Origin of the sequence: Nonomuraea sp. NPDC050547 (assembly GCF_044457345.1) — a bacterium.
Lineage (GTDB): Bacteria > Actinomycetota > Actinomycetes > Streptosporangiales > Streptosporangiaceae > Nonomuraea.
The window spans coordinates 142,855-161,888 of record NZ_JBITGW010000007.1 but is presented as its reverse complement, the minus strand read 5'-3'; the positions used below and the strand labels follow the sequence as shown (position 1 = coordinate 161,888).

Annotated in this window: 17 protein-coding genes and 1 tRNA gene; 9 read left to right on the top strand and 9 right to left on the bottom strand. The window is 67.6% G+C overall.

Features of this window, described 5'->3' with window-relative positions:
- Positions 1-72 precede the first annotated feature (72 nt).
- On the top strand, positions 73-1,266 hold the full coding sequence (locus tag ACIBHY_RS19185) for a CynX/NimT family MFS transporter (protein WP_397307333.1): 1,194 nt from the start codon (positions 73-75) through the stop codon (positions 1,264-1,266).
- 21 nt (positions 1,267-1,287) lie between these two features.
- Positions 1,288-1,572, top strand: a complete 285-nt coding sequence (locus ACIBHY_RS19180) for a hypothetical protein (RefSeq protein WP_397307332.1) — start codon at positions 1,288-1,290, stop codon at positions 1,570-1,572.
- 65 nt (positions 1,573-1,637) lie between these two features.
- Here the strand turns inward: ACIBHY_RS19180 and ACIBHY_RS19175 are convergent.
- The 9 genes from ACIBHY_RS19175 to dnaA all read right to left on the bottom strand — a co-directional run bounded on the left by ACIBHY_RS19175 (position 1,638) and on the right by dnaA (position 13,225).
- Positions 1,638-1,711: transfer RNA gene (locus ACIBHY_RS19175), tRNA-Ile, on the bottom strand.
- Positions 1,712-1,847: 136 nt separating this feature from the next.
- A complete protein-coding gene (locus tag ACIBHY_RS19170) occupies positions 1,848-2,492 on the bottom strand; it encodes a DUF3566 domain-containing protein (protein WP_397257554.1) in 645 nt (214 codons plus the stop codon).
- 3 nt (positions 2,493-2,495) lie between these two features.
- Positions 2,496-4,997, bottom strand: coding sequence for a DNA gyrase subunit A (gyrA, locus tag ACIBHY_RS19165; protein ID WP_397307331.1), 2,502 nt, complete (start codon positions 4,995-4,997; stop codon positions 2,496-2,498).
- Between the two features lie 21 nt (positions 4,998-5,018).
- Positions 5,019-6,962 carry a DNA topoisomerase (ATP-hydrolyzing) subunit B gene (gene gyrB, locus ACIBHY_RS19160; RefSeq protein ID WP_397257550.1) on the bottom strand — a complete coding sequence of 648 codons (1,944 nt, stop codon included), beginning with the start codon at positions 6,960-6,962 and terminating at the stop codon, positions 5,019-5,021.
- Positions 6,963-7,264: 302 nt separating this feature from the next.
- Positions 7,265-7,765, bottom strand: a complete 501-nt coding sequence (locus ACIBHY_RS19155) for a DUF721 domain-containing protein (RefSeq protein WP_397257548.1) — start codon at positions 7,763-7,765, stop codon at positions 7,265-7,267.
- On the bottom strand, positions 7,755-8,987 hold the full coding sequence (recF, locus tag ACIBHY_RS19150; RefSeq protein ID WP_397307330.1) for a DNA replication/repair protein RecF: 1,233 nt from the start codon (positions 8,985-8,987) through the stop codon (positions 7,755-7,757). The genes ACIBHY_RS19155 and recF overlap by 11 nt, the downstream gene beginning before the upstream one ends.
- Before the next feature lie 62 nt (positions 8,988-9,049).
- Complete coding sequence (gene gnd / locus ACIBHY_RS19145; protein WP_397257571.1) at positions 9,050-10,012, bottom strand: phosphogluconate dehydrogenase (NAD(+)-dependent, decarboxylating); 963 nt, start codon at positions 10,010-10,012, stop codon at positions 9,050-9,052.
- Between the two features lie 12 nt (positions 10,013-10,024).
- Entirely contained in the window at positions 10,025-11,164 is a 1,140-nt protein-coding gene (gene dnaN, locus ACIBHY_RS19140) for a DNA polymerase III subunit beta (protein ID WP_397106275.1), read from the bottom strand.
- Positions 11,165-11,686: 522 nt separating this feature from the next.
- Positions 11,687-13,225 carry a chromosomal replication initiator protein DnaA gene (dnaA, locus tag ACIBHY_RS19135; RefSeq protein WP_184959117.1) on the bottom strand — a complete coding sequence of 513 codons (1,539 nt, stop codon included), beginning with the start codon at positions 13,223-13,225 and terminating at the stop codon, positions 11,687-11,689.
- A 440-nt stretch (positions 13,226-13,665) separates the two neighbouring features.
- Between dnaA and rpmH the strand changes: the two genes are divergently transcribed.
- The 7 genes from rpmH (at position 13,666) to ACIBHY_RS19100 (ending at position 18,314) form a co-directional block, all read left to right on the top strand.
- Positions 13,666-13,803 carry a 50S ribosomal protein L34 gene (rpmH, locus tag ACIBHY_RS19130; protein ID WP_043614899.1) on the top strand — a complete coding sequence of 46 codons (138 nt, stop codon included), beginning with the start codon at positions 13,666-13,668 and terminating at the stop codon, positions 13,801-13,803.
- A gap of 65 nt (positions 13,804-13,868) precedes the next feature.
- Positions 13,869-14,231, top strand: coding sequence for a ribonuclease P protein component (gene rnpA, locus ACIBHY_RS19125; RefSeq protein WP_184959118.1), 363 nt, complete (start codon positions 13,869-13,871; stop codon positions 14,229-14,231).
- Positions 14,228-14,506, top strand: a complete 279-nt coding sequence (gene yidD / locus ACIBHY_RS19120) for a membrane protein insertion efficiency factor YidD (protein WP_184959119.1) — start codon at positions 14,228-14,230, stop codon at positions 14,504-14,506. The genes rnpA and yidD overlap by 4 nt, the downstream gene beginning before the upstream one ends.
- A 4-nt stretch (positions 14,507-14,510) precedes the next feature.
- Positions 14,511-15,440: a membrane protein insertase YidC gene (yidC, locus tag ACIBHY_RS19115; RefSeq protein WP_184959120.1), complete on the top strand. Its 930-nt coding sequence runs from the start codon at positions 14,511-14,513 to the stop codon at positions 15,438-15,440.
- 20 nt (positions 15,441-15,460) lie between these two features.
- Entirely contained in the window at positions 15,461-15,952 is a 492-nt protein-coding gene (locus ACIBHY_RS19110; protein WP_379613053.1) for a protein jag, read from the top strand.
- 617 nt (positions 15,953-16,569) lie between these two features.
- Positions 16,570-17,241, top strand: a complete 672-nt coding sequence (rsmG, locus tag ACIBHY_RS19105) for a 16S rRNA (guanine(527)-N(7))-methyltransferase RsmG (RefSeq protein ID WP_379613054.1) — start codon at positions 16,570-16,572, stop codon at positions 17,239-17,241.
- A 137-nt stretch (positions 17,242-17,378) separates the two neighbouring features.
- On the top strand, positions 17,379-18,314 hold the full coding sequence (locus tag ACIBHY_RS19100; RefSeq protein ID WP_379613251.1) for a ParA family protein: 936 nt from the start codon (positions 17,379-17,381) through the stop codon (positions 18,312-18,314).
- Positions 18,315-19,034 lie beyond the last annotated feature (720 nt).

Here is a 19,034-nt window from a genome sequence, read left to right as displayed (position 1 = left end):
ACGGACATTTTCTGTCCGAGTTGTGTGATAGAACTCGGATAGAAAATATCCGAGATCAATGGAGGCTGGACGATGGGCAAGCAGACGCTCGGCATGGCCGGGCTGGCGATGTTCGTGGCGGCGGCCAACCTGCGGCCGGCGATCGCCGCGGTCTCGCCGCTCGTGGACCGCATCCGCGCCGACCTGGACCTGACCGCGACCGCCGTCGCGCTCCTGACGACCATCCCGACCCTGGCCATGGGCCTGTGCGCGCCACTCGCCGCCCTGGCCGGCCGGCGTCTCGGGCTTCAGCGCGGTGTACTGCTCGGCCTGGCCCTCATCACCCTGGCCACGGCCGCCCGCGCCGCCGGCTCGTCCACCTGGCTGCAGCTGAGCTGCGCGGCGGCGGTCGGAGCCGGGATCGCCATCGCCCAGACACTGCTCCCCGCCGTCGTGAAGACCCGCTTCGCCGACCGCGCCGGCCTCGCCACCGGGGTCTACACCGCCGGGCTCGGCGCGGGCGGCGCCGTCGCGGCCGGGGTCAGCGCTCCCCTGGCCGGCTTCCTGGGCTCCTGGCCGGGCGCGCTCGCGTCCTGGTCCCTGCTCGCCCTCGCCGGCACGGCCGTCTGGACGGCGTCGCGGCGCTCCCTGGCCCTGTCCGACGTGACCGCCCCCGCCGGCCCCGCCACCAGCGGCCTGCCGTGGCGCAGCGCCGTGGCCTGGCGGGTGACCATCCTGTCGGCCGCCAACTCCGCCCTGTACTACTGCGAACTGGCCTGGATCGTGCCCCTCCTGCGGGAGAGCGGCGCCGGTGGCGGGGGCCTGCTGACCGTGATGATCGGCATCCAGGTGGCGGCGATGCTGGCCGTACCCGCACTGCTGGGCGAGCACCGAGACCGGCGCGTAGGACTGGCGCTGACCGCCACCCTCACCGCCATAGGCTTCGCCGGCCTGTCCCTCGCCCCCGCCACGGCGACCTGGCTGTGGATAGCCGCCCTGGGCGTCGGCCACGGCGGCCTGTTCACGCTGATCCTCACGCTCCCCGTGGTCCTGAGCCACGACGCCGCGCAGGCCGGCCGCATCAGCGCGATGGCCTTCTTCATCGGGTACGGCTGCGCCGCCCTCGCCCCCGTCCTCGTCGGCGCCCTGCGCGACACCATGGGCGACTTCCGCCTGGCCTTCGGCGCCCTGGCGGCGGTGACGGCGCTGACCCTCATCCCCGTGGCCAGGTTGAGTAGGGGGATGCTCATGCCGGTAGGAGCCCAGCGCCCACACGATGAGACCTAGAAACCACGAAAGGGACACATCATGACCAGCACCAAAGAACAGACCCGCGTTCCCCTGGGCACGGACGACCGCGCGCGGGTCAAAAGGCTCACCGAAGAGGTCAAGAGCCGCCTCTACGAGGTGAGCCTCATCATGGGCCGCACCCTGGACCGCGACTTCCCCGCCGACTCACTGGTCAAGTACGAGCCCAAGCAGAGCACCCAGGCCGACGACGGCCAGACCATCGAAGTCGTCGTCATCGCCCTGCCCGACGGCACGTTCGCCTGCCTCCAGGACCCACCCGGCATCTCCGTCTACCCCTGCTGAACCCCGCACACGCAAAGAGCCGCCTCGTGATCGAGAGCGGCTCTGTTTGTGCTGATGGGACTGGGTGGGGCTACCAGGACTTGAACCTGGGACCTCTTCCTTATCAGGGAAGCGCTCTAACCGTCTGAGCTATAGCCCCGCGCACACCGAACGTTATCGCATCCGCCGAACGGGTGCGAACCGGTTGTTCGGACGAGGAAAAGCTTACCGTGCCCGGCCCACTGCTTGCGCCGCCCCCATCGACGAATCACGGGGGCGGCGAAGACAAGCGGTGGCTACTCGGCCTCGCTGAAGGTCACCTCGACGCCGCCCACCAGATCGGAGGCGATGTTGTAGATGACCGCGCCCAACGTGGCCAGCGCCGTGATCAGCACGACGTTCACCGCGCCGATCAGCGCCGTGTAGCCCAGGATGCGCACCGGCTCGAACCAGGAGGCGATGTTGATCGGGATGGAGTTCTGGCCCTGCTCGCCCTTGCCGAGCTGGTTGACCAGGTCGACCAGCGAGTCGAACACGCCCAGGGCCGACAGCACGCCGTACAGCACGGCGACCGCCACGAACAGCACCACGAAGCAGACCAGGGACACCACGAAGCTGAACTTCATGGCCGACCAGGGCTCGATCCGGCGCAGGACCAGGTGGGCCTTGCGCGGCAGCCTGGCCCCGGCGGCGCCCCCCGCGGACTTCTTCTTGGTAGGTAGCTCGATCTTGGGCGGCGGAGGGGGAGCCTCGGTGGCGAGGGACGGCCGGATGCGGACCGTGTCATTACCCTCCGCGGGAGCCGGGGCCTCCGGTGCCCTCTGCTCTTCCTTGACCGAGTCAGCGGTCTCCGCCGGCGTGTTCTTCTGAGGCTGCTGCTGCTGGCCGTTCTCGCGAACGACCGGCTTGGTCTTGGCGGGACCACCCTGGGCGGCGCTCATCCGTTACTCTCCTCCCCCGTCTTCCTCTGCCTCGACCGAAGCCTCCAACGACTCGGCGTTTCGGGCGAGAGCCACCACGCTGTCGCCTTCGGCGAGATTCATCAAGCGCACTCCCATGGTCTGGCGGCCGGACTGCTTGATCTGCCCGGCACTCGTCCGGATCACCCCGCCCGCTGACGTGATCGCGAAGACCTCGTCCTCCGGGTTGACCATGACGGCTCCAACCAGCTTGCCACGTGCGCTGACAATTTTCGCCGTCAGCACGCCCTTACCGCCACGGCCCTGAACTGGATACTGGTCCACGGGCGTCCGCTTCGCGTACCCAGCCTTAGTGGCAATAAGCACATCTTGACCGTCTGCGATGCGATTCATGGCGAGAAGTTCGTCGCCTTCGAGGAACCTCATCCCGATGACACCGCTGGTCGCGCGGCCCATCGGGCGCAGCGCGTCGTCCGAGGCGGTGAACCTGATCGACTGCGCCCCCTTCGACACGAGCAGCAGATCATCCTCCTCCGACACCAGCCGGGCGGCGATGACCTCGTCGTCGTCGCGCAGGTTGATCGCGATGAGGCCGCCGGTCCTGGGGGAGTCGTACTCCTCCAGGCGGGTCTTCTTCACCAGGCCGCTGCGTGTTGCCAGCACCAGGTACTGCGCGACGTCGTAGTCACGCAAATCCAGAACTTCCATGACTGTTTCGTCGGGCTGCATGGCAAGAAGGTTCGCAAGATGCATGCCCCGCGCGTCCCGTGCCACGTCAGGCAGCTCGTACGCCTTGACCCGGTACACGCGCCCCTTGTTCGTGAAGAACAGCAGCCAGTGGTGCGTCGTGGTGACGAAGAAGTGGTCGACGATGTCGTCCTGGCGCAGCTGCGCGCCGCGCACGCCCTTGCCGCCGCGCTTCTGCTGGCGGTACAGGTCGGTCTTGGTGCGCTTGGCGTAGCCGTCGCGCGTGATCGAGACGACCACGCCCTCCTCGGCGATGAGGTCCTCGATCGACATGTCGCCGTCATAGGCGATGATCTCGGTACGCCGCTCGTCGCCGAACTTGTTGACGATCTCCGTCAGCTCTTCGTTGACGATCTCCCGCTGCCGTGCCTCGCTGGCCAGGATCGCGTTGTACTCGGCGATCATGGTCATCAGCTGGTCGTACTCGTCCTGGATCGACCGGCGCTCCAGGGCGGCGAGCTTGCGCAGCTGCATGTCGAGGATGGCCTGCGCCTGCACCTCGTCGATGTCCAGCAGCGACATCAGGCCCTGCTGGGCGTGCGAGGCCGACTCGGACGCGCGGATGAGGGCGATGACCTCGTCCAGCCGGTCGAGCGCCTTCAGCAGCGCGCGCAGGATGTGCGCGCGCTCCTCGGCCTTGCGCAGCAGGTAGCGCGTCCGGCGGACGATGACCTCGATCTGGTGGGCCACGTAGTGCCGGACGAACTGGTCGAGCCGCAGCGTACGCGGCACGCCGTCGACCAGGGCCAGCATGTTGGCCCCGAAGGTGTCCTGCAGCTGGGTGTGCTTGTAGAGGTTGTTCAGCACGACCTTGGCGACCGCGTCGCGCTTGAGCACGATCACCAGACGCTGCCCGACCCGCGAAGAGCTCTCATCGCGTACGTCGGCGATCCCCGTCAGCTTGCCTTCCCGGACCAGCTCGGCGATCTTCAGCGCCAGGTTGTCCGGGTTGACCTGATAGGGCAGCTCGGTGACGACCAGCGCCTGGCGGCCCTTGCCGTCCTCCTCGACCTCGACCACCGCGCGCATGGTGATCGAACCGCGGCCGGTGCGGTAGGCGTCCTCGATGCCCCGGCGGCCCACGATGAGCGCGCGGGTCGGGAAGTCGGGCCCCTTGACCAGCCCGATCGCCGCTTCGAGCAGCTCCTCGTCGGGGGCGTCGGGGTTCTCCAGGTACCACCTGACCGCGGCCGCCACCTCGCGCAGGTTGTGCGGCGGGATGTTGGTGGCCATGCCGACGGCGATGCCGCCCGAGCCGTTGACCAGCAGCTGCGGGAACCGCGCCGGCAGGACGTCCGGCTCCTGCGACTTGCCGTCGTAGTTGGGGCGGAAGTCGACGGTGTCCTTGTCGATGTCGCGCAGCATCTCCATGGCGATGGGCGCGAGCTTGCACTCGGTGTAGCGCATCGCCGCCGCCGGGTCGTTGCCCGGCGAGCCGAAGTTGCCCTGGCCGTCGACCAGCGGGTAGCGCAGCGACCAGGGCTGCGCCAGCCGTACCAGCGCGTCGTAGATCGACGTGTCGCCGTGGGGATGGTAGGTGCCCATCACGTCACCGACGACGCGCGCGCACTTGAAGTAGCCGCGATCGGGACGGTAGCCGCCGTCGTACATCGCGTAGAGGACCCGGCGGTGCACCGGCTTGAGGCCGTCGCGGACGTCAGGCAGCGCACGGGACACGATGACGGACATCGCGTAGTCCATGTAGCTGCGCTGCATCTCGGACTGGATGTCCACCGGCTCGATGCGCTCAGCCGGGAAACTGGTGTTCACTTCCGTCACAGGTGGTGATCCTTATTCTGGCTAAACGTCGAGGAAGCGGACGTCGCGGGCGTTACGGATGATGAAGTCGCGCCTTGCTTCGACGTCCTCGCCCATCAGCACGCTGAACAGGTCGTCGGCCTGCGCGGCGTCGTCGAGCGTGACCAGGCGAAGCAGCCGGGTCTCCGGGTTCATCGTGGTCTCCCAGAGCTGGCCGGCGTTCATCTCGCCGAGACCCTTGAAGCGCTGGACGTTGTCGCGCGGCCGCGGGTCGGGCTTGCCCGCGTCGATGCCGGCCTGGATGACCGCGTCGCGCTCGGTGTCGGAGTAGGCGTACGAGGCGTCGTCACCGCTGCGGTTCCACTTGATCTTGTACAGCGGCGGGCAGGACAGGTAGACGTGCCCGGCCTCGATCAGCGGCCGCATGAAGCGGAACAGCAACGTCAGCAGCAGCGTGTTGATGTGCTGACCGTCGACGTCGGCGTCGGCCATCAGGATCACCTTGTGGTAGCGCAGCTTCGAGATGTCGAACTCGTCGTGCACACCCGTGCCGAGCGCGGTGATGAGCGCCTGGACCTCGTTGTTCTTGAGTACCTTGTCGATCCGGGCCTTCTCCACGTTGAGGATCTTGCCGCGGATCGGGAGGATCGCCTGGTAGCGCGAGTCGCGCCCGCCCTTGGCGGAACCGCCGGCCGAGTCGCCCTCGACGATGTAGAGCTCGCACTTCTCCGGGTCGTTCCACTGGCAGTCGGCCAGCTTGCCCGGCAGGCCGCTGCCGGACTCCAGCAGCGACTTGCGCCGGGTCAGGTCGCGGGCCTGGCGGGCGGCGACGCGGGCGCGCGCGGCCTGCAGCGACTTGTTGATGACGTCCTTGGCCTCGCCCGGGTTGCGCTCGAACCAGTCGCGCAGGTGGTCGTTGCAGGCCTTCTGCACGAACGACTTGGCCTCGGTGTTGCCCAGCTTGGTCTTGGTCTGGCCCTCGAACTGCGGGTCGGCCAGCTTCACCGAGATGATCGCGGTCAGGCCCTCGCGGACGTCCTCGCCGGAGAGGTTCTCGTCCTTGCCCTCCTTGAGGAACTTCTGCTCGCGCGCGTAGCGGTTGACGATCGACGTCAGCGCCGCGCGGAAGCCCTCCTCGTGGGTGCCGCCCTCGGCGGTGTTGATGACGTTGGCGAAGGAGTAGACCGACTCCGAGTAGGAGTTGTTCCACTGCATCGCGATCTCGACCGAGATGCCGTCGCCCTCTTCCTCGAACGCGATGATCGAGGCGTGGGCCGGCTCCTTCTTGCCGTTGAGGTGCTTGACGAAGTCGGACAGGCCGCCCTCGTAGAGGTACTCGACCTGGTGCACCTCACCGTTGATGTGGTCCGGCCGCTCGTCGGTGAGCGTGATCGTCAGGCCCTTGTTGAGGAAGGCCATCTCCTGGAAGCGGCGCGAGAGCAGCTCGAAGTTCCACGTGGTGGTCTCGAAGATCGTGCCGTCAGCCCAGAAGGTGATCTCGGTGCCGGTGTCGTCGGTCGGCTCGCCCTGCTGGAGCGGCGCCAGCGGCTTGGAGTTCTCCAGGCGCAGGTGGTGGTAGTAGCCGTTCTGCTTGACCACCACGTCCATGGCTGTGGACAACGCGTTGACCACGGCGGAACCCACGCCGTGCAGACCGCCGGAGACGGCGTACGAGCTGCCGTCGAACTTGCCGCCGGCGTGCAGCGTGGTCAGGACGACCTCGACCGCGGAACGCTTCTCGACGGGGTGGATGCCCGTCGGGATGCCGCGGCCGTCGTCCACGACGCGCACGCCGTTGTCGGCGAGCAGGGTGACGTCGATGTGTTTGGCATAACCCGCGAGGGCCTCGTCCACAGCGTTGTCCACGATCTCCTGGACAAGGTGGTGCAGGCCGCGCTCGCCGGTGGAGCCGATATACATACCCGGGCGCTTGCGGACCGCCTCAAGCCCTTCGAGTACGGTGATTGAGCTAGCGTCGTAGGACAAGTGCGAAATCCTCCTGCCGCGGACACGCGGCTGGGTAAGCAGTCAACTGCGAGCTGCCCCTGCCGTGCCCGTCACCGTCGTGAGTGCCCCGATGCGCGGTCACCCGGGGGAGTCGGCTTGCTGCCGGGGTGACACGCAAGCGGACGTGTCCGGAATCCGCTTTCATTCTACCGGCTCGGAGCGCCGAAGGTGGCATTGAACGCGCCTGTGATGCTCTCTAGCTCGTTTTCCCCCCGCTTAAGCATCCCCCCTTTGCGTGGGGGGCTCATCGCGTCTGTGGCTCTCTGATCGCCCGGAGCGGGCTAGCCATAGGTGTCTCCGGGGCCCCGGCTGCCGGTCACGCGCAGGCCGCCGCTGGGACGTGGCGCGTTCTGCGGACCCCTGACCTTCACTTTTGTGACCGTGTTGTCACCGAGCTCCTCGTTCAGCCTGCGTACGAGGGTGCGCGCGAGCATCCTGACCTGCGTCGCCCACGCTGTGGAGTCGGCCACGACGAGCACCTCGCCGTCCTCGAAGGACTCCGGTTTGGTGTGCGCGGCGAGATCGGTGCCGACGATGTCCGCCCAGCGACCGAAAACCCCGCCGACCGCCGCGGAGCGCTCCCAGCCGCGGTCGGACAGCAGATCCATGATGGCCCGGCCGAAAAGCTGGGGATCGCCTGCTCCACGCGACGGCCCCGCGGCCCTGCGGCGCGGCTCGCGCCGGGGGAGCTGGCCGCGCTTGGCCGCGTCCGCCTTGGCCTGGGCCAGCTTCTCCCTGGCCATCGCGGCGCCACGCGCCGCCGGGTTCTCCTCATCGGACACGGCTCACACTCCCCTCGGCGACGTCATAGCGGGCTCCGACCAGCTCGCCGGGCACGTCGTCGTCCACAGCCGCCGTGATCAGGACCTGCTCCGCCGGCGCCACGATCTCGGCCAGCCGGCGCCTGCGCTGGGTGTCGAGCTCGGCGAAGACGTCGTCCAGGATCAGCACCGGATCGCCGCCGTCGGCCTTCAACAGGTCGTAGGCGGCCAGACGCAGCGCCAGCGCGAACGACCACGACTCGCCGTGGCTGGCGTAGCCGCGCGCGGGCAGCTCGCCGAGGCCGAGAACGAGATCATCCCGGTGCGGGCCGACGAGCGTGACCCCCCGTTCCAGCTCCGCGGAGCGCACCTCTTGTAGCCGCTCGCGCAGCCGCTCTTCAAGGGTTTTCCCCAAGTCTGTGGATAACGTCTGTGTATCAGAAGATCCACGTCCGCCGGGCTCTTCGCCCTCAGGATCATCCCCACCTGTGGACAACGTGCTGCGGTACGACAGGGTCGCCGCACCGCTCGCCGGGGCCAGCGCGGCATAGGCTCCGGCCGCCAGCGGCCGCAGCGCCTCCACGAGATCGAGCCGCGCCTGAAGCAACTCGGCGCCGTGCCGCGCGAGATGCGCGTCCCAGACCTCCAGAGTGCTCAGGACGTCCCCGGCGCCCGCCGACGCGAACGCGGTGTCGCTCTCCGCCCGCCGGGCGCTCCTGGAGCCTCTGCGGGCCTGCGCGGCCGTGCGCAGCAGCGCGCCGCGTTGCTTGAGCACCCGGTCGTAGTCGGCCCGCACCGCCGCGAACCGCGGCGCCCTGGACACCAGCAGGTCGTCGAGGAAGCGCCGCCGTTCCGACGGATCGCCCTTGACCAGCGCCAGGTCCTCCGGCGCGAACAGCACCGTGCGCAGCAGCCCGATCACGTCCCTGGGCCGGGAGACGGGGGAGCGGTTCAGCCTGGCCCGGTTGGCCTTGCCCGGGTTGATCTCCAGCTCGACCAGTGCCCGCCGGTCATCCCTGTGTACGGCGCAGCGGACGATGGCCCGCGCGGCGCCCTGCCGTACCAGGGGAGCGTCGTTGGCGACGCGGTGGCTGGAGTGCGTCGCCACATAGCCCAGGGCCTCGACCAGGTTGGTCTTGCCCTGGCCGTTCGGCCCCACGAGGGCGGTGATGCCCGGCTCCAGGCCGAGCTCCACCGACGCGTAGGACCGGAAGTCGGTCAGCGAGAGATGGGCGACATGCACCCAAGGAAGGTTAGTGGGCCACACCGGTCCCTGGGGTCACCGCCGTGCCGCCTGTGGAAAACCTAACCGGCTTCCTTGGGCGGCTTGACATCGGCGCCGGGGGAGTCCGCTCCCTTTTCGTCCGAGCCCGCTGTCCCGGTGACCGCGTGGCCGCCGAACTGGTTGCGGAGGGCCGCCACGACCTTCATCGCCGGAGAGTCGTCCTGGCGGGAGGCGAAGCGGGCGTACAGCGCGGCGGTGATCACCGGCAGCGGCACGGCGTGGTCCACAGCAGCCTGCACCGTCCACCGGCCCTCGCCGGAGTCCTGTGCATAACCCTTGAGCTCGTCCAGGTGCTCGTCGTCGTCGAGCGCGCGGACCATCAGGTCGAGCAGCCACGAGCGGATGACGGTGCCGGTGCGCCAGCTGCTGAAGCTGCCGCGCACGTCCTTGACGACGTCGGAAGCCTCCAGCAGCTCCCAGCCCTCGGCGAAGGCCTGCATCATGCCGTACTCGATGCCGTTGTGGACCATCTTGGCGAAATGACCCGCGCCCACCTCGCCGGCGTGGACGAAGCCGTCCTCGCCCTCCGGCTTGAGCGTCTCGAAGATCGGCATGACCTTGTCCACATGGGACTTCTCACCGCCGCACATGAGGGCGTAACCGTTCTGCAGCCCCCAGACGCCGCCGCTCACGCCGCAGTCGACGAAGCCGACGCCGCGCTTGGCCAGCTCCTCGGCGTGCTTCTGGTCATCCACATAGTGTGAATTCCCGCCGTCGACGACGATGTCGCCCTCGGCCAGCAGTTCGCCCAGCTCGTCGACGGTCTGCTGGGTGGGCGCGCCCGCGGGCACCATGACCCACACCACGCGCGGCGCCTGCAGCCGCTCGACGAGCTCCTTGAGGCTCCCCGCGTCGCTGACGGACGGGTCGCGGTCGTAGCCGACCACGTCGTGGCCACCGCGGCGGAGCCGCTCGGCCATGTTGCCGCCCATCTTGCCGAGTCCGACCATGCCGATCTGCATTGGTTGAATCCCCCTTGTCAGGCTTCCATCATTTCAGCTCGACAAGCGGATGGGCATGATCAGGTATCGGTAGTCGGGCGCCGCATCGCCATCCACAGGCTTGCCGCCGGTGAGGATAGCGGGCTTGGTGGACGTGGTCATCTGGAGCCTGGCCACGTCGGAGTCGATGGCGCCGAGTCCTTCGAGCAGGAACTGGTGGTTGAAGGCGATGTTCATCTCCTCGCCCTCGTAGTCCACGGGAAGGACCTCCACGGCCTGCGCCTCGTCGCCGCTGCCCGCCTCCAGCACGACCTCGCCCTCCCTGAACGCCATACGCACCGGGGTGTTGCGCTCGGCCACCAGGGCCACGCGCTTGACCGCCTCGACGAACGGGCCTGTGGACAACTCGGCCTTGGCCGCGAACTCCGTCGGCAGCAGGGAGCGGTACTTGGGGAACTCGGGGTCGAGCAGCCGCGTCGTGGTCCTGCGCCCGGCGCTGGAGAACCCGATCATGCCCTCGCCGGTGCCGCCGGCCGAGCTTAGCGCGATCTCCACCTCGGCGCCGGTGGAACCGAGAGCCTTGGCCGTGTCGGCGAGCGTCTTGCCGGGGATCATCGCGATCGCCGCGAAGTCCGGCTGCCCCGGCTGCCACCTCAGCTCGCGTACGGCGAGGCGGTAGCGGTCGGTGGCCGCGAGGGTCACGGTGTCGCCCTCGATCTCCATGCGCACGCCCGTGAGCATGGGCAGCGTGTCGTCGCGCCCGGCTGCGACGGCGACCTGGCCGACGGCCGAGGCGAACACGTCGCTGCCCACCCGGCCCGCGGCCGGCGGCATCGTCGGCAGGGACGGGTAGTCCTCCACCGGCATGGTCAACAGGGTGAAGCGCGCGCTGCCGCACGTGACCACGGCCTTCGCGCCATCCACCACGAAGTCCACAGGCTGTGCGGGAAGGGCGCGGGTGATCTCGGCGAGCAGCTTGCCGCTCACCAGGACGACGCCCGCTTCACCGGTCTGTAGTTCGAGCGTCACCTCCGCGGAGACCTCGTAGTCGAAGCCGGACAGCTTGAGCTTCTGCTCCCCGGTGACCTCCAGGCGCATGCCGGCCAGGACGGGCACCGACGGTCGCGCCGGGAGGCTGCGTGCCGTCCATGCCACCGCCTCAGCGAGGACGTCTCGCTCGATTCGGAACATCACGGTGATCAACCTCCTGGTTTCGTCGCTGATTCAAGTGTTCACTCTCCCGCACCTCTGGACGGGCGGAACCCCTCTATGGGTCTTGAGTTTCTTTGTAAGAGAGATAAGAGGTCATCGCACTAGGGGCGGTGGATACTGTGGACAACCCGAGTTTCCGCAGCTCAGCGGCCCGATTTTCATCCACTGCCCGTGTGGGTGACGCCTGGGGGTAACTCGCGAGCCTGGGGATGAACGGTCGTTCCCCACAGGCCGTCCCCAGATCACAGGGTGTTCATCCACGGGTTATCCACTGGGTTTCCACCGGTTATCCACGGGGTAAACGGAGCTCCAGGTGACCCCTGAAACCACTGTGCACAGGCTGTCCCCAAGTCGTCCACCGGTAGTCCCCAAGTTGTCCGCAGGATGTCCCCAGATTTATCCCCAGGCATCTGTCGGACTTTTCACGTTCATTCCGGCGGCGAACCCCGGCTCTCCGGGAGTTTCCGCTGATCCACAGTGTTATCCACAGGGTGTGCATGACGACTAGGACCCGTGCGACGTCTGCTTTATACGCATTGTCAGCTCGTTGACCTGGTTGTACATCGACCTGCGCTCCGCGATGAGCGAGCGAATCTTGCGCTCGGCGTGCATGACCGTGGTGTGGTCGCGGCCGCCGAACTGCTGCCCGATCTTCGGCAGGCTCAGGTCCGTCAGCTCGCGGGCGAGGTACATCGCGATCTGCCTGGCGTTGACGAGCGCGCGGCTGCGCGAGCTTCCGCAGAGGTCGTCGATGCTGATGCCGAAGTACTCGGCGGTCTTGGCCATGATGTTGGCGATCGTGATCTCGGGGCCGGACTCCGAGGTGATGAGGTCCTTGAGCACCACCTCGGCCAGCTGGAGATCCACACCCTGCCGGTTGAGGCTGGCGAACGCCGTGACCCGGATCAGCGCGCCCTCCAGCTCACGGATGTTGGTGGAGATCCGGCTGGCGATGTACTCGAGCACCTCGGGCGGCGCGGCCAGGCCCTCCTGGATGGCCTTCTTCCTGAGGATCGCGATGCGGGTCTCCAGCTCGGGCGGCTGGACGTCGGTGATCAGGCCCCACTCGAACCGGTTGCGCAGCCGGTCCTCCAGGGTGATCAGCTGCTTGGGCGCCCGGTCGCTGGAGATGACGATCTGCTTGTTGGCGTTGTGGAGCGTGTTGAAGGTGTGGAAGAACTCCTCCTGCGTCTGCTCCTTGCCCTCCAAGAACTGGATGTCGTCCACGAGCAGGATGTCGATCGCGCGGTAGCGGCTGCGGAACCCGTCGGCCTTGTGGTCGCGGATGCTGTTGATGAAGTCGTTGGTGAACTCCTCGGAGCTCACGTATCTGACCCGCGCGCCGTCGTACAGGGATTGCGCGTAATGCCCGATGGCGTGGAGAAGGTGGGTTTTCCCCAGGCCCGAGTCGCCGTAGATGAACAGCGGGTTGTACGCCTTGGCCGGAGACTCGGCCACCGCCACGGCGGCCGCGTGGGCGAACCGGTTGCTGGCGCCGATAACAAATGTCTCAAAGGTGTACTTCTGATTGAGTCTGGCCGGTTCGCTGGGTTTGCTGCTTTTCGCTTCCCAACGGGGCTGGGCCGGCTCCGGTGCCTTCTCCTGTTCATAACCGAACTGGCGCTGTGGATAATCGGTGGATACCGGCTGTGCCTCAGGCTGTGGGGAATAGAACTGGGGCGGCTCCGAGACCTGGTAACTCGGGGTTTGCGGAGGCTGTGGAAAGTGATCCACACTCTGGGGATAACTCTGAGTCACAGGCTGGGGATGAGCCTCGGGCACCGGCCGTGCCGGCGCCGTGGTGTCGATCATCACCGCCAGCCGCATCGCCCGGCCGAGCTCCTGCGACAGCGCGTGGGCCACCAGCGGCCGCAACTTGCCCTCGATGAGGTCCTTCAGGAAGTCATTGGGCACACCGAGCACGATCGTGTCGTCCGCCAGGGCGATCGGCCGGACCATGGACAGCCAGGTTCGCTGCTGGACCGGCACGCTCTCGTTGAGGAAGTTGTCCAGTGCCTTCGCCCATACGCCGCCGAGGTCCATAGTCCGGCTGCTCCTCCCTGTCGCGGCCCCCCGCGATCGTTTATCCACACACGATGGCCGCTCGCTCGGTGATCAGCCTCACCGTCCACAACAGGGTGGCCGTGTGTTGTCCGCACAGTCTCCACAAGTGATCCACAAGCTGTGCACAGGCTCACGGCGGGCCTAGAAGGGCCGACAGTATCGATGTGCACAGCTGTGTTCAAGACGTTGTCCACAGCCTAGTGGTACCTCGGTGCACATACTGTGGACGTGGCCGAGGCGGTGGAAAACCCACTTGTGGATACGTGGATAACCGGTGCTGGTTTGACCTGGGCCATACATGACCCGTAACGTACGACGGTCGGCTTGCCACACGACGGCGCTTCTGCATGCCCGTGGCGGGCCCGTCCATGAGTGTTAGGCGCCCAGCTCGGGCGCATCATCAAGCCTGGAGCCCACCCGTGAGCAAGCGTACTTTCCAGCCGAACAACCGCCGCCGCGCGAAGACCCACGGCTTCCGGCTGCGCATGCGTACGCGCGCCGGCCGCGCCATCCTTGCCGCCCGGCGTCGCAAGGGCCGCGAGAAGCTGTCGGCCTGACGGCTCGCTGCGCCCGATTCGTCCGCCCGCCGGTGACCTTCGCCGGCGGGCGATAGGCGTCTTCAGTGCTATCCCCAAGCTCCCGGATGCGGCGGGGCGAGGATTTCGCCGCTGCGGTCAAGCGCGGCCAGCGTGCCGGTCGCCCCACTTTGGTGGCTCATCTGAGGGTTTCTGGTGAAGAAGAACCTCTGGTGGGTTTCGTGGTCAGTCGTGCGGTCGGCGGGGCTGTCGTGCGCAACAGGGTCAAGCGCCGCCTTCGACACCTGATGCGCGAGCGTCTCGACCGCCTTCCGCGAGGTAGCCTGCTGGTGATACGCGCCAACCCACCGGCGGCGTCAGCGCCAAGCGAGGTTCTCGCCGGAGAACTCGACACCGCGCTGAATCGTCTGCTGAAGAGGCGCGAGTCCGCGACGGATGGACACAGATGACGGAGCAGCCGCAGGGCGAGCCGAGCCTCCCGGCCCGGGTTCTCATCGCCCCGATCCGGTTCTATCGGGCCTTCATCAGCCCGATGCTGGGTCCGCGCTGCCGTTTCTACCCCTCATGCAGTGCCTATGGACTCGAGGCGATAGCCGTACATGGTGCTCTTCGGGGCATCTGGCTGACCGTCCGGCGCATCGGGCGTTGTCATCCGTTCAACCCCGGAGGACTGGATCCGGTCCCTCCACGCCCGGTCCGGTCACACGAAACGCAAGGGAGCTAGCTCGGTGGATTTCGCCTGGCTGAACTGGCTGTACACAGCCATCGCGCAAGTCATCACCTGGATTCACCAGGCTTACAGCACCTTCATCAACCCCGCAAGCGGCTTGAACTGGGCGCTGACCATCATCACGCTCACCGTCATCATGCGGATCCTGATCTTCCCGCTCTTCCTCAAGCAGATGCGCTCGTCGAAGAAGATGCAGGAGCTCGCGCCGAAGGTGCAGGAGCTGCGCAAGCGCTACAAGAACGACAAGCAGCGCATGAACCAGGAAGTCATGGCGCTGTACCAGGGAGCGGGCGCCAACCCCCTCGGCGGCTGTCTGCCGATCGTGGCCCAGTTCCCGATCTTCATCTCGATGTTCACGGTGCTTCAGGCGATCGCCAACGGCACGGCGACCAAGTACGGCATGACCCAGGCCGTCGTCGACAGCGCCAAGCAGGCGCACATCTTCAGCGCCGGCATCTCGGAGACCTTCTTCTCCGCCCAGGCTGTCACGAGCAAGGTCATCATCGGCGTCTTCGTCGCGGTCAGCTCGCTGACCACCTTCCTCACCGTCCGGCAGAGCGTCACCCGCTCCATGCAGCAGATGCCGGACAACCCCATGGCGCAGCAGCAGAAGATCCTGATGTACATCTCGCCGCTGTTCGCCTTCTTCAGCCTGAACTTCCCCCTCGGTCTGATCCTCTACTGGGTCACCACCAACCTGTGGACGCTCGGTCAGCAGCACTGGTTCTACAGCCGGCACCCGATGCCGCAGTTCGATGCCAAGGGCAACGTGATCCCCGAGAAGGCCAAGCCCGGACTGCTCGCCAGGTTCCGGAAGACCCCTCCCGTGGAGGAGGCTCCCGAACCGGAGCCCGAGCAGCCTAAGATCGTGCGGAACCAGCCCAGCCGGCAGTCTCGCAGCAAGCGCACCGGCAGCAAGAAGTCTTGATCATAAAGGAGACGCTCGCCATGACCGAGGCTGAGCAGGAGAAGGCGGCACCCGACATCAACGCCCTGGAGCAGGAGGGCGAGATCGCCGCCGACTATGTCGAGGGGCTGCTGGACATCGCCGACATCGACGGCGACATCGACATGGACGTCGAGGGCGACCGCGCACTCGTCTCCGTCGTCGGGGTCAAGGGCGATGACTTGGTCGGGCCCGGGGGAGAGGTCCTGGAGGCCCTGCAGGAGCTGACCCGGCTGGCGGTGCATCGGCAGACGGGGGAGCGGTCGCGGCTGATGCTGGACGTCGCCGGGTACCGCGAGAAGCGCCGGGCGGAGCTCAGCAAGCTTGGCAACGAGATCGCGGCCCAGGTCAAGCGGAATGGCGAGCCTAAGTCGCTGCAGCCTATGACGCCGTTCGAGCGGAAGATCGTGCATGACGCGGTGGCGGCGGCCGGGCTGCGCAGCGAGTCCGAGGGGGAGGAGCCGCTGCGTTTCGTAGTGGTTCTACCCGTTTAACCGGTTTCCACCCTTAAAGGCCGTCTGTCCCGCCGTGGACACGACGGCCTTTCCCTTGCCCGACCTCCTTCTTGCGGATACGGCACCGCCTTCTCTGGGGTACGGCACCGCCTTCTCTCAGGCACAACACCGCCATCTCTGGGGTACGGCGCCGCCACGCCATACCCCCCCGAGCGGTGACCCCCGCCACCCGTCACCCGCGACTTGGCACCCGGACCTCCACCCGCGACCTGACCCCAGCACCAGTTCCTCGGCCTGCCACCGCTCCTCGGCCCAGCACCCGGCGCCCGCCTCACTTGGTCACCCGCCCCACTCGGTCACCCGCCCCACTCGTCATCTGGCGCTCGGCACCGGCCGCCCTCACCACTCGTCACCCGCCGAGTCGGCACCCGCGCTCGGCGCGGTGCCCGCCACCTCGGCTAGCTGCATGCGGCCCGGTCCCGCAACCACGATCCCCAGCGCCCCACACCCTCGTGATCCCGTGGCTCCCGACGGGAGCCCGGGGGCGGGGAGGTGAGAACGCCGGGTGGTGCTGGGCTGTCCGCGACGTCGCACCCCTCTGTGACCCCTAGCCTTGTATCCATCGACATCGGCGTTATTGGAAGGGCCACCAACCAGTGAGCGAAGAGCTACCGGCTCCGCCCGACATCGCACGGGAAGTCTTCACCGGAGAGGCATGGGATCGGGCGAGTGCTTTCGCCGAGATTCTGGCCGGGCCCGGTGTGGTGCGTGGGCTGCTCGGTCCGCGGGAGGTGCCGCGGATCTGGGATCGGCACCTGCTGAACTGCGCGGTGGTGGCGGAAGCCGTACCGGAGGATGTCAGGTTGGTGGACATCGGGTCGGGGGCGGGATTGCCCGGTTTGGTGCTGGCTATCGTGCGGCCGGACATCCGGGTGACGCTGCTGGAGCCGCTGCTGCGCCGTACCGTCTTCCTGGAGGAGAGCGTCGAGGCGCTCAAGCTGGACAACGTCGAGGTCTTGCGCGGGCGGGCGGAGGAGCTGGCCGGCAAGCGGGAGTTCGACGTGGCGAGCGCGCGGGCGGTGGCGCCGCTTGATCGGCTCTTGAAGTGGGCGATGCCGCTTCTTCGTGAAGGCGGCGAGCTCATTGCCATGAAGGGGGAGCGCGCGGCCGAGGAGCTTGCCGAAGCCAACGCGCAGTTGCAGGCGAGCGGGGCCCGAACGGCTGAGCTTGTGACCGTTGGGCACGGTAAGGTCGAGCCGCCTGCAACATTGGTTCGGGTGGTAGCAGGTCGTACGCCGGAACGTGGTAGGCGTCGACGAAGGAGGTGACCGTTGTGCCAGTGGCCGCATGTGGCCTTGGCTGGCCCGCCGTCCCTTCTTCGGACAGCCCAGCGGGGGTTGGTTGGCCCAAAATGGGCGTGTCGCGACAGCGAATTCCCGACACGACCGTGCCTCTGGTTGAAAGGATGGCCATCGTGACCCAGACCCCCCTTAACCCCGGTGATTCGCCGTTGGTACGAGAGGCGCTCAGCTCAGTGGTTTCACGTGAAACATCTGCTGTCCAATCGGCCCCCGCCGCGGGTGAGGCGCCCGGCGATGCCCGAGGCGCCTGGCCAAGACCGTCCAAAACCCGCGTGATCGCCGTGGCCAACCAGAAGGGCGGAGTCGGCAAAACGACCACATCGGTCAACATCGCCGCCGCCCTTTCGATGAACGGCCAGCGCGTCCTCGTCGTCGACCTCGACCCCCAGGGCAACGCCTCCACGGCCCTGGCCACCGAACACCGAGGCGACATCCCCGACGTGTACCAGGTCCTGGTGGACGACCTCCCGATGGCGGACATCGTCAAGGAAGTGCCGGAAATGCCCGGCCTATACTGCGCCCCCGCCACCATCGACCTCGCCGGCGCCGAGATCGAACTCGTCTCACTCGTCGCCCGCGAGGCCCGCCTCCGCCGCGCACTGGCCGCGTACGACGCCCTCGAGTTCGACTACATCATCATCGACTGCCCGCCGTCGCTCGGCCTCCTGACCGTCAACGCGCTCGTGGCGGCGGACGAGGTGATGATCCCGATCCAGTGCGAGTACTACGCCCTGGAGGGCCTCGGCCAGTTGCTCCGCAACGTCGACCTCATCAAGGCCCACCTCAACCCGACGCTCAACCTCTCCACCATCCTGCTGACGATGTACGACGGCCGCACCCGCCTGGCTTCACAGGTGGCGGACGAGGTCCGCGCCCACTTCGGCGAAACGGTCCTCAACACCGTCATCCCGCGCAGCGTCCGACTGTCCGAGGCGCCCAGCTATGGCCAGTCCGTCATGACGTACGACCCGGGCTCCAGCGGCGCGATGGCCTACATGGACGCCAGCCGCGAGATCGCCTACCGCGCCAGCAAGGTCTAAACCCCCAAGCCCCGCCTTCGCCCCACGCCCGCACCCCCCACCCGCGAGCCTCGCGAACCCGCCACCCCACGCCCCGCCACGCCGTCACCCCACCCCCGCGGCCCCGCCACGCCGTCACCCCATCAGCCACTGCACCTCCGCCCGCAGTCGCACCCGGCGCACCCCCACCACGCGTCCCATCCCCGCACCCCCAACCCGTGATCGCTTTCACCCCCCGGCACCTCCCACTCCGTGGTCGCTTCCAGTCGCGCACTGCCCACCCTGCGGCCGCCCTGACGCTCGCCGCTCTTCGGGAGCCGGTGTCCACTCACCCACGGCGACCCCCCGCCACGCAGCTCGTCCTGTCATGCGCGCTTCGCCCGTCGTGCATGCCCTATCCAGGGGTGCGCTTCACTCCGCTATGGGTGGCTTCGCTGTCTCAAGAGCGCCCACAGGAGACCGCGAGGCGCATGCAGAGGGCCGACACGCGCAAACGGGCAACCGTGGGTGCAGGGGAGCGAATGAGATGCGTGAAGGGGACTGTAGAGACGCATGGGGCTACAGGCGCACGGCGACCAGCCGTCTAGATGCTGGACGCCCGGCACGAGTAAGGCGCGAGCGTCAGTGGAGGGGGAGCAAGAGGTGGGCAGGCGGGTGGGAAGGAGGAGCAGGGGCGGACAAGAGAGCGGTGGAGGGAAATCTGGGGGCTTCGGGAGTAAATGCGGTGAAGCGCGTGTGGCG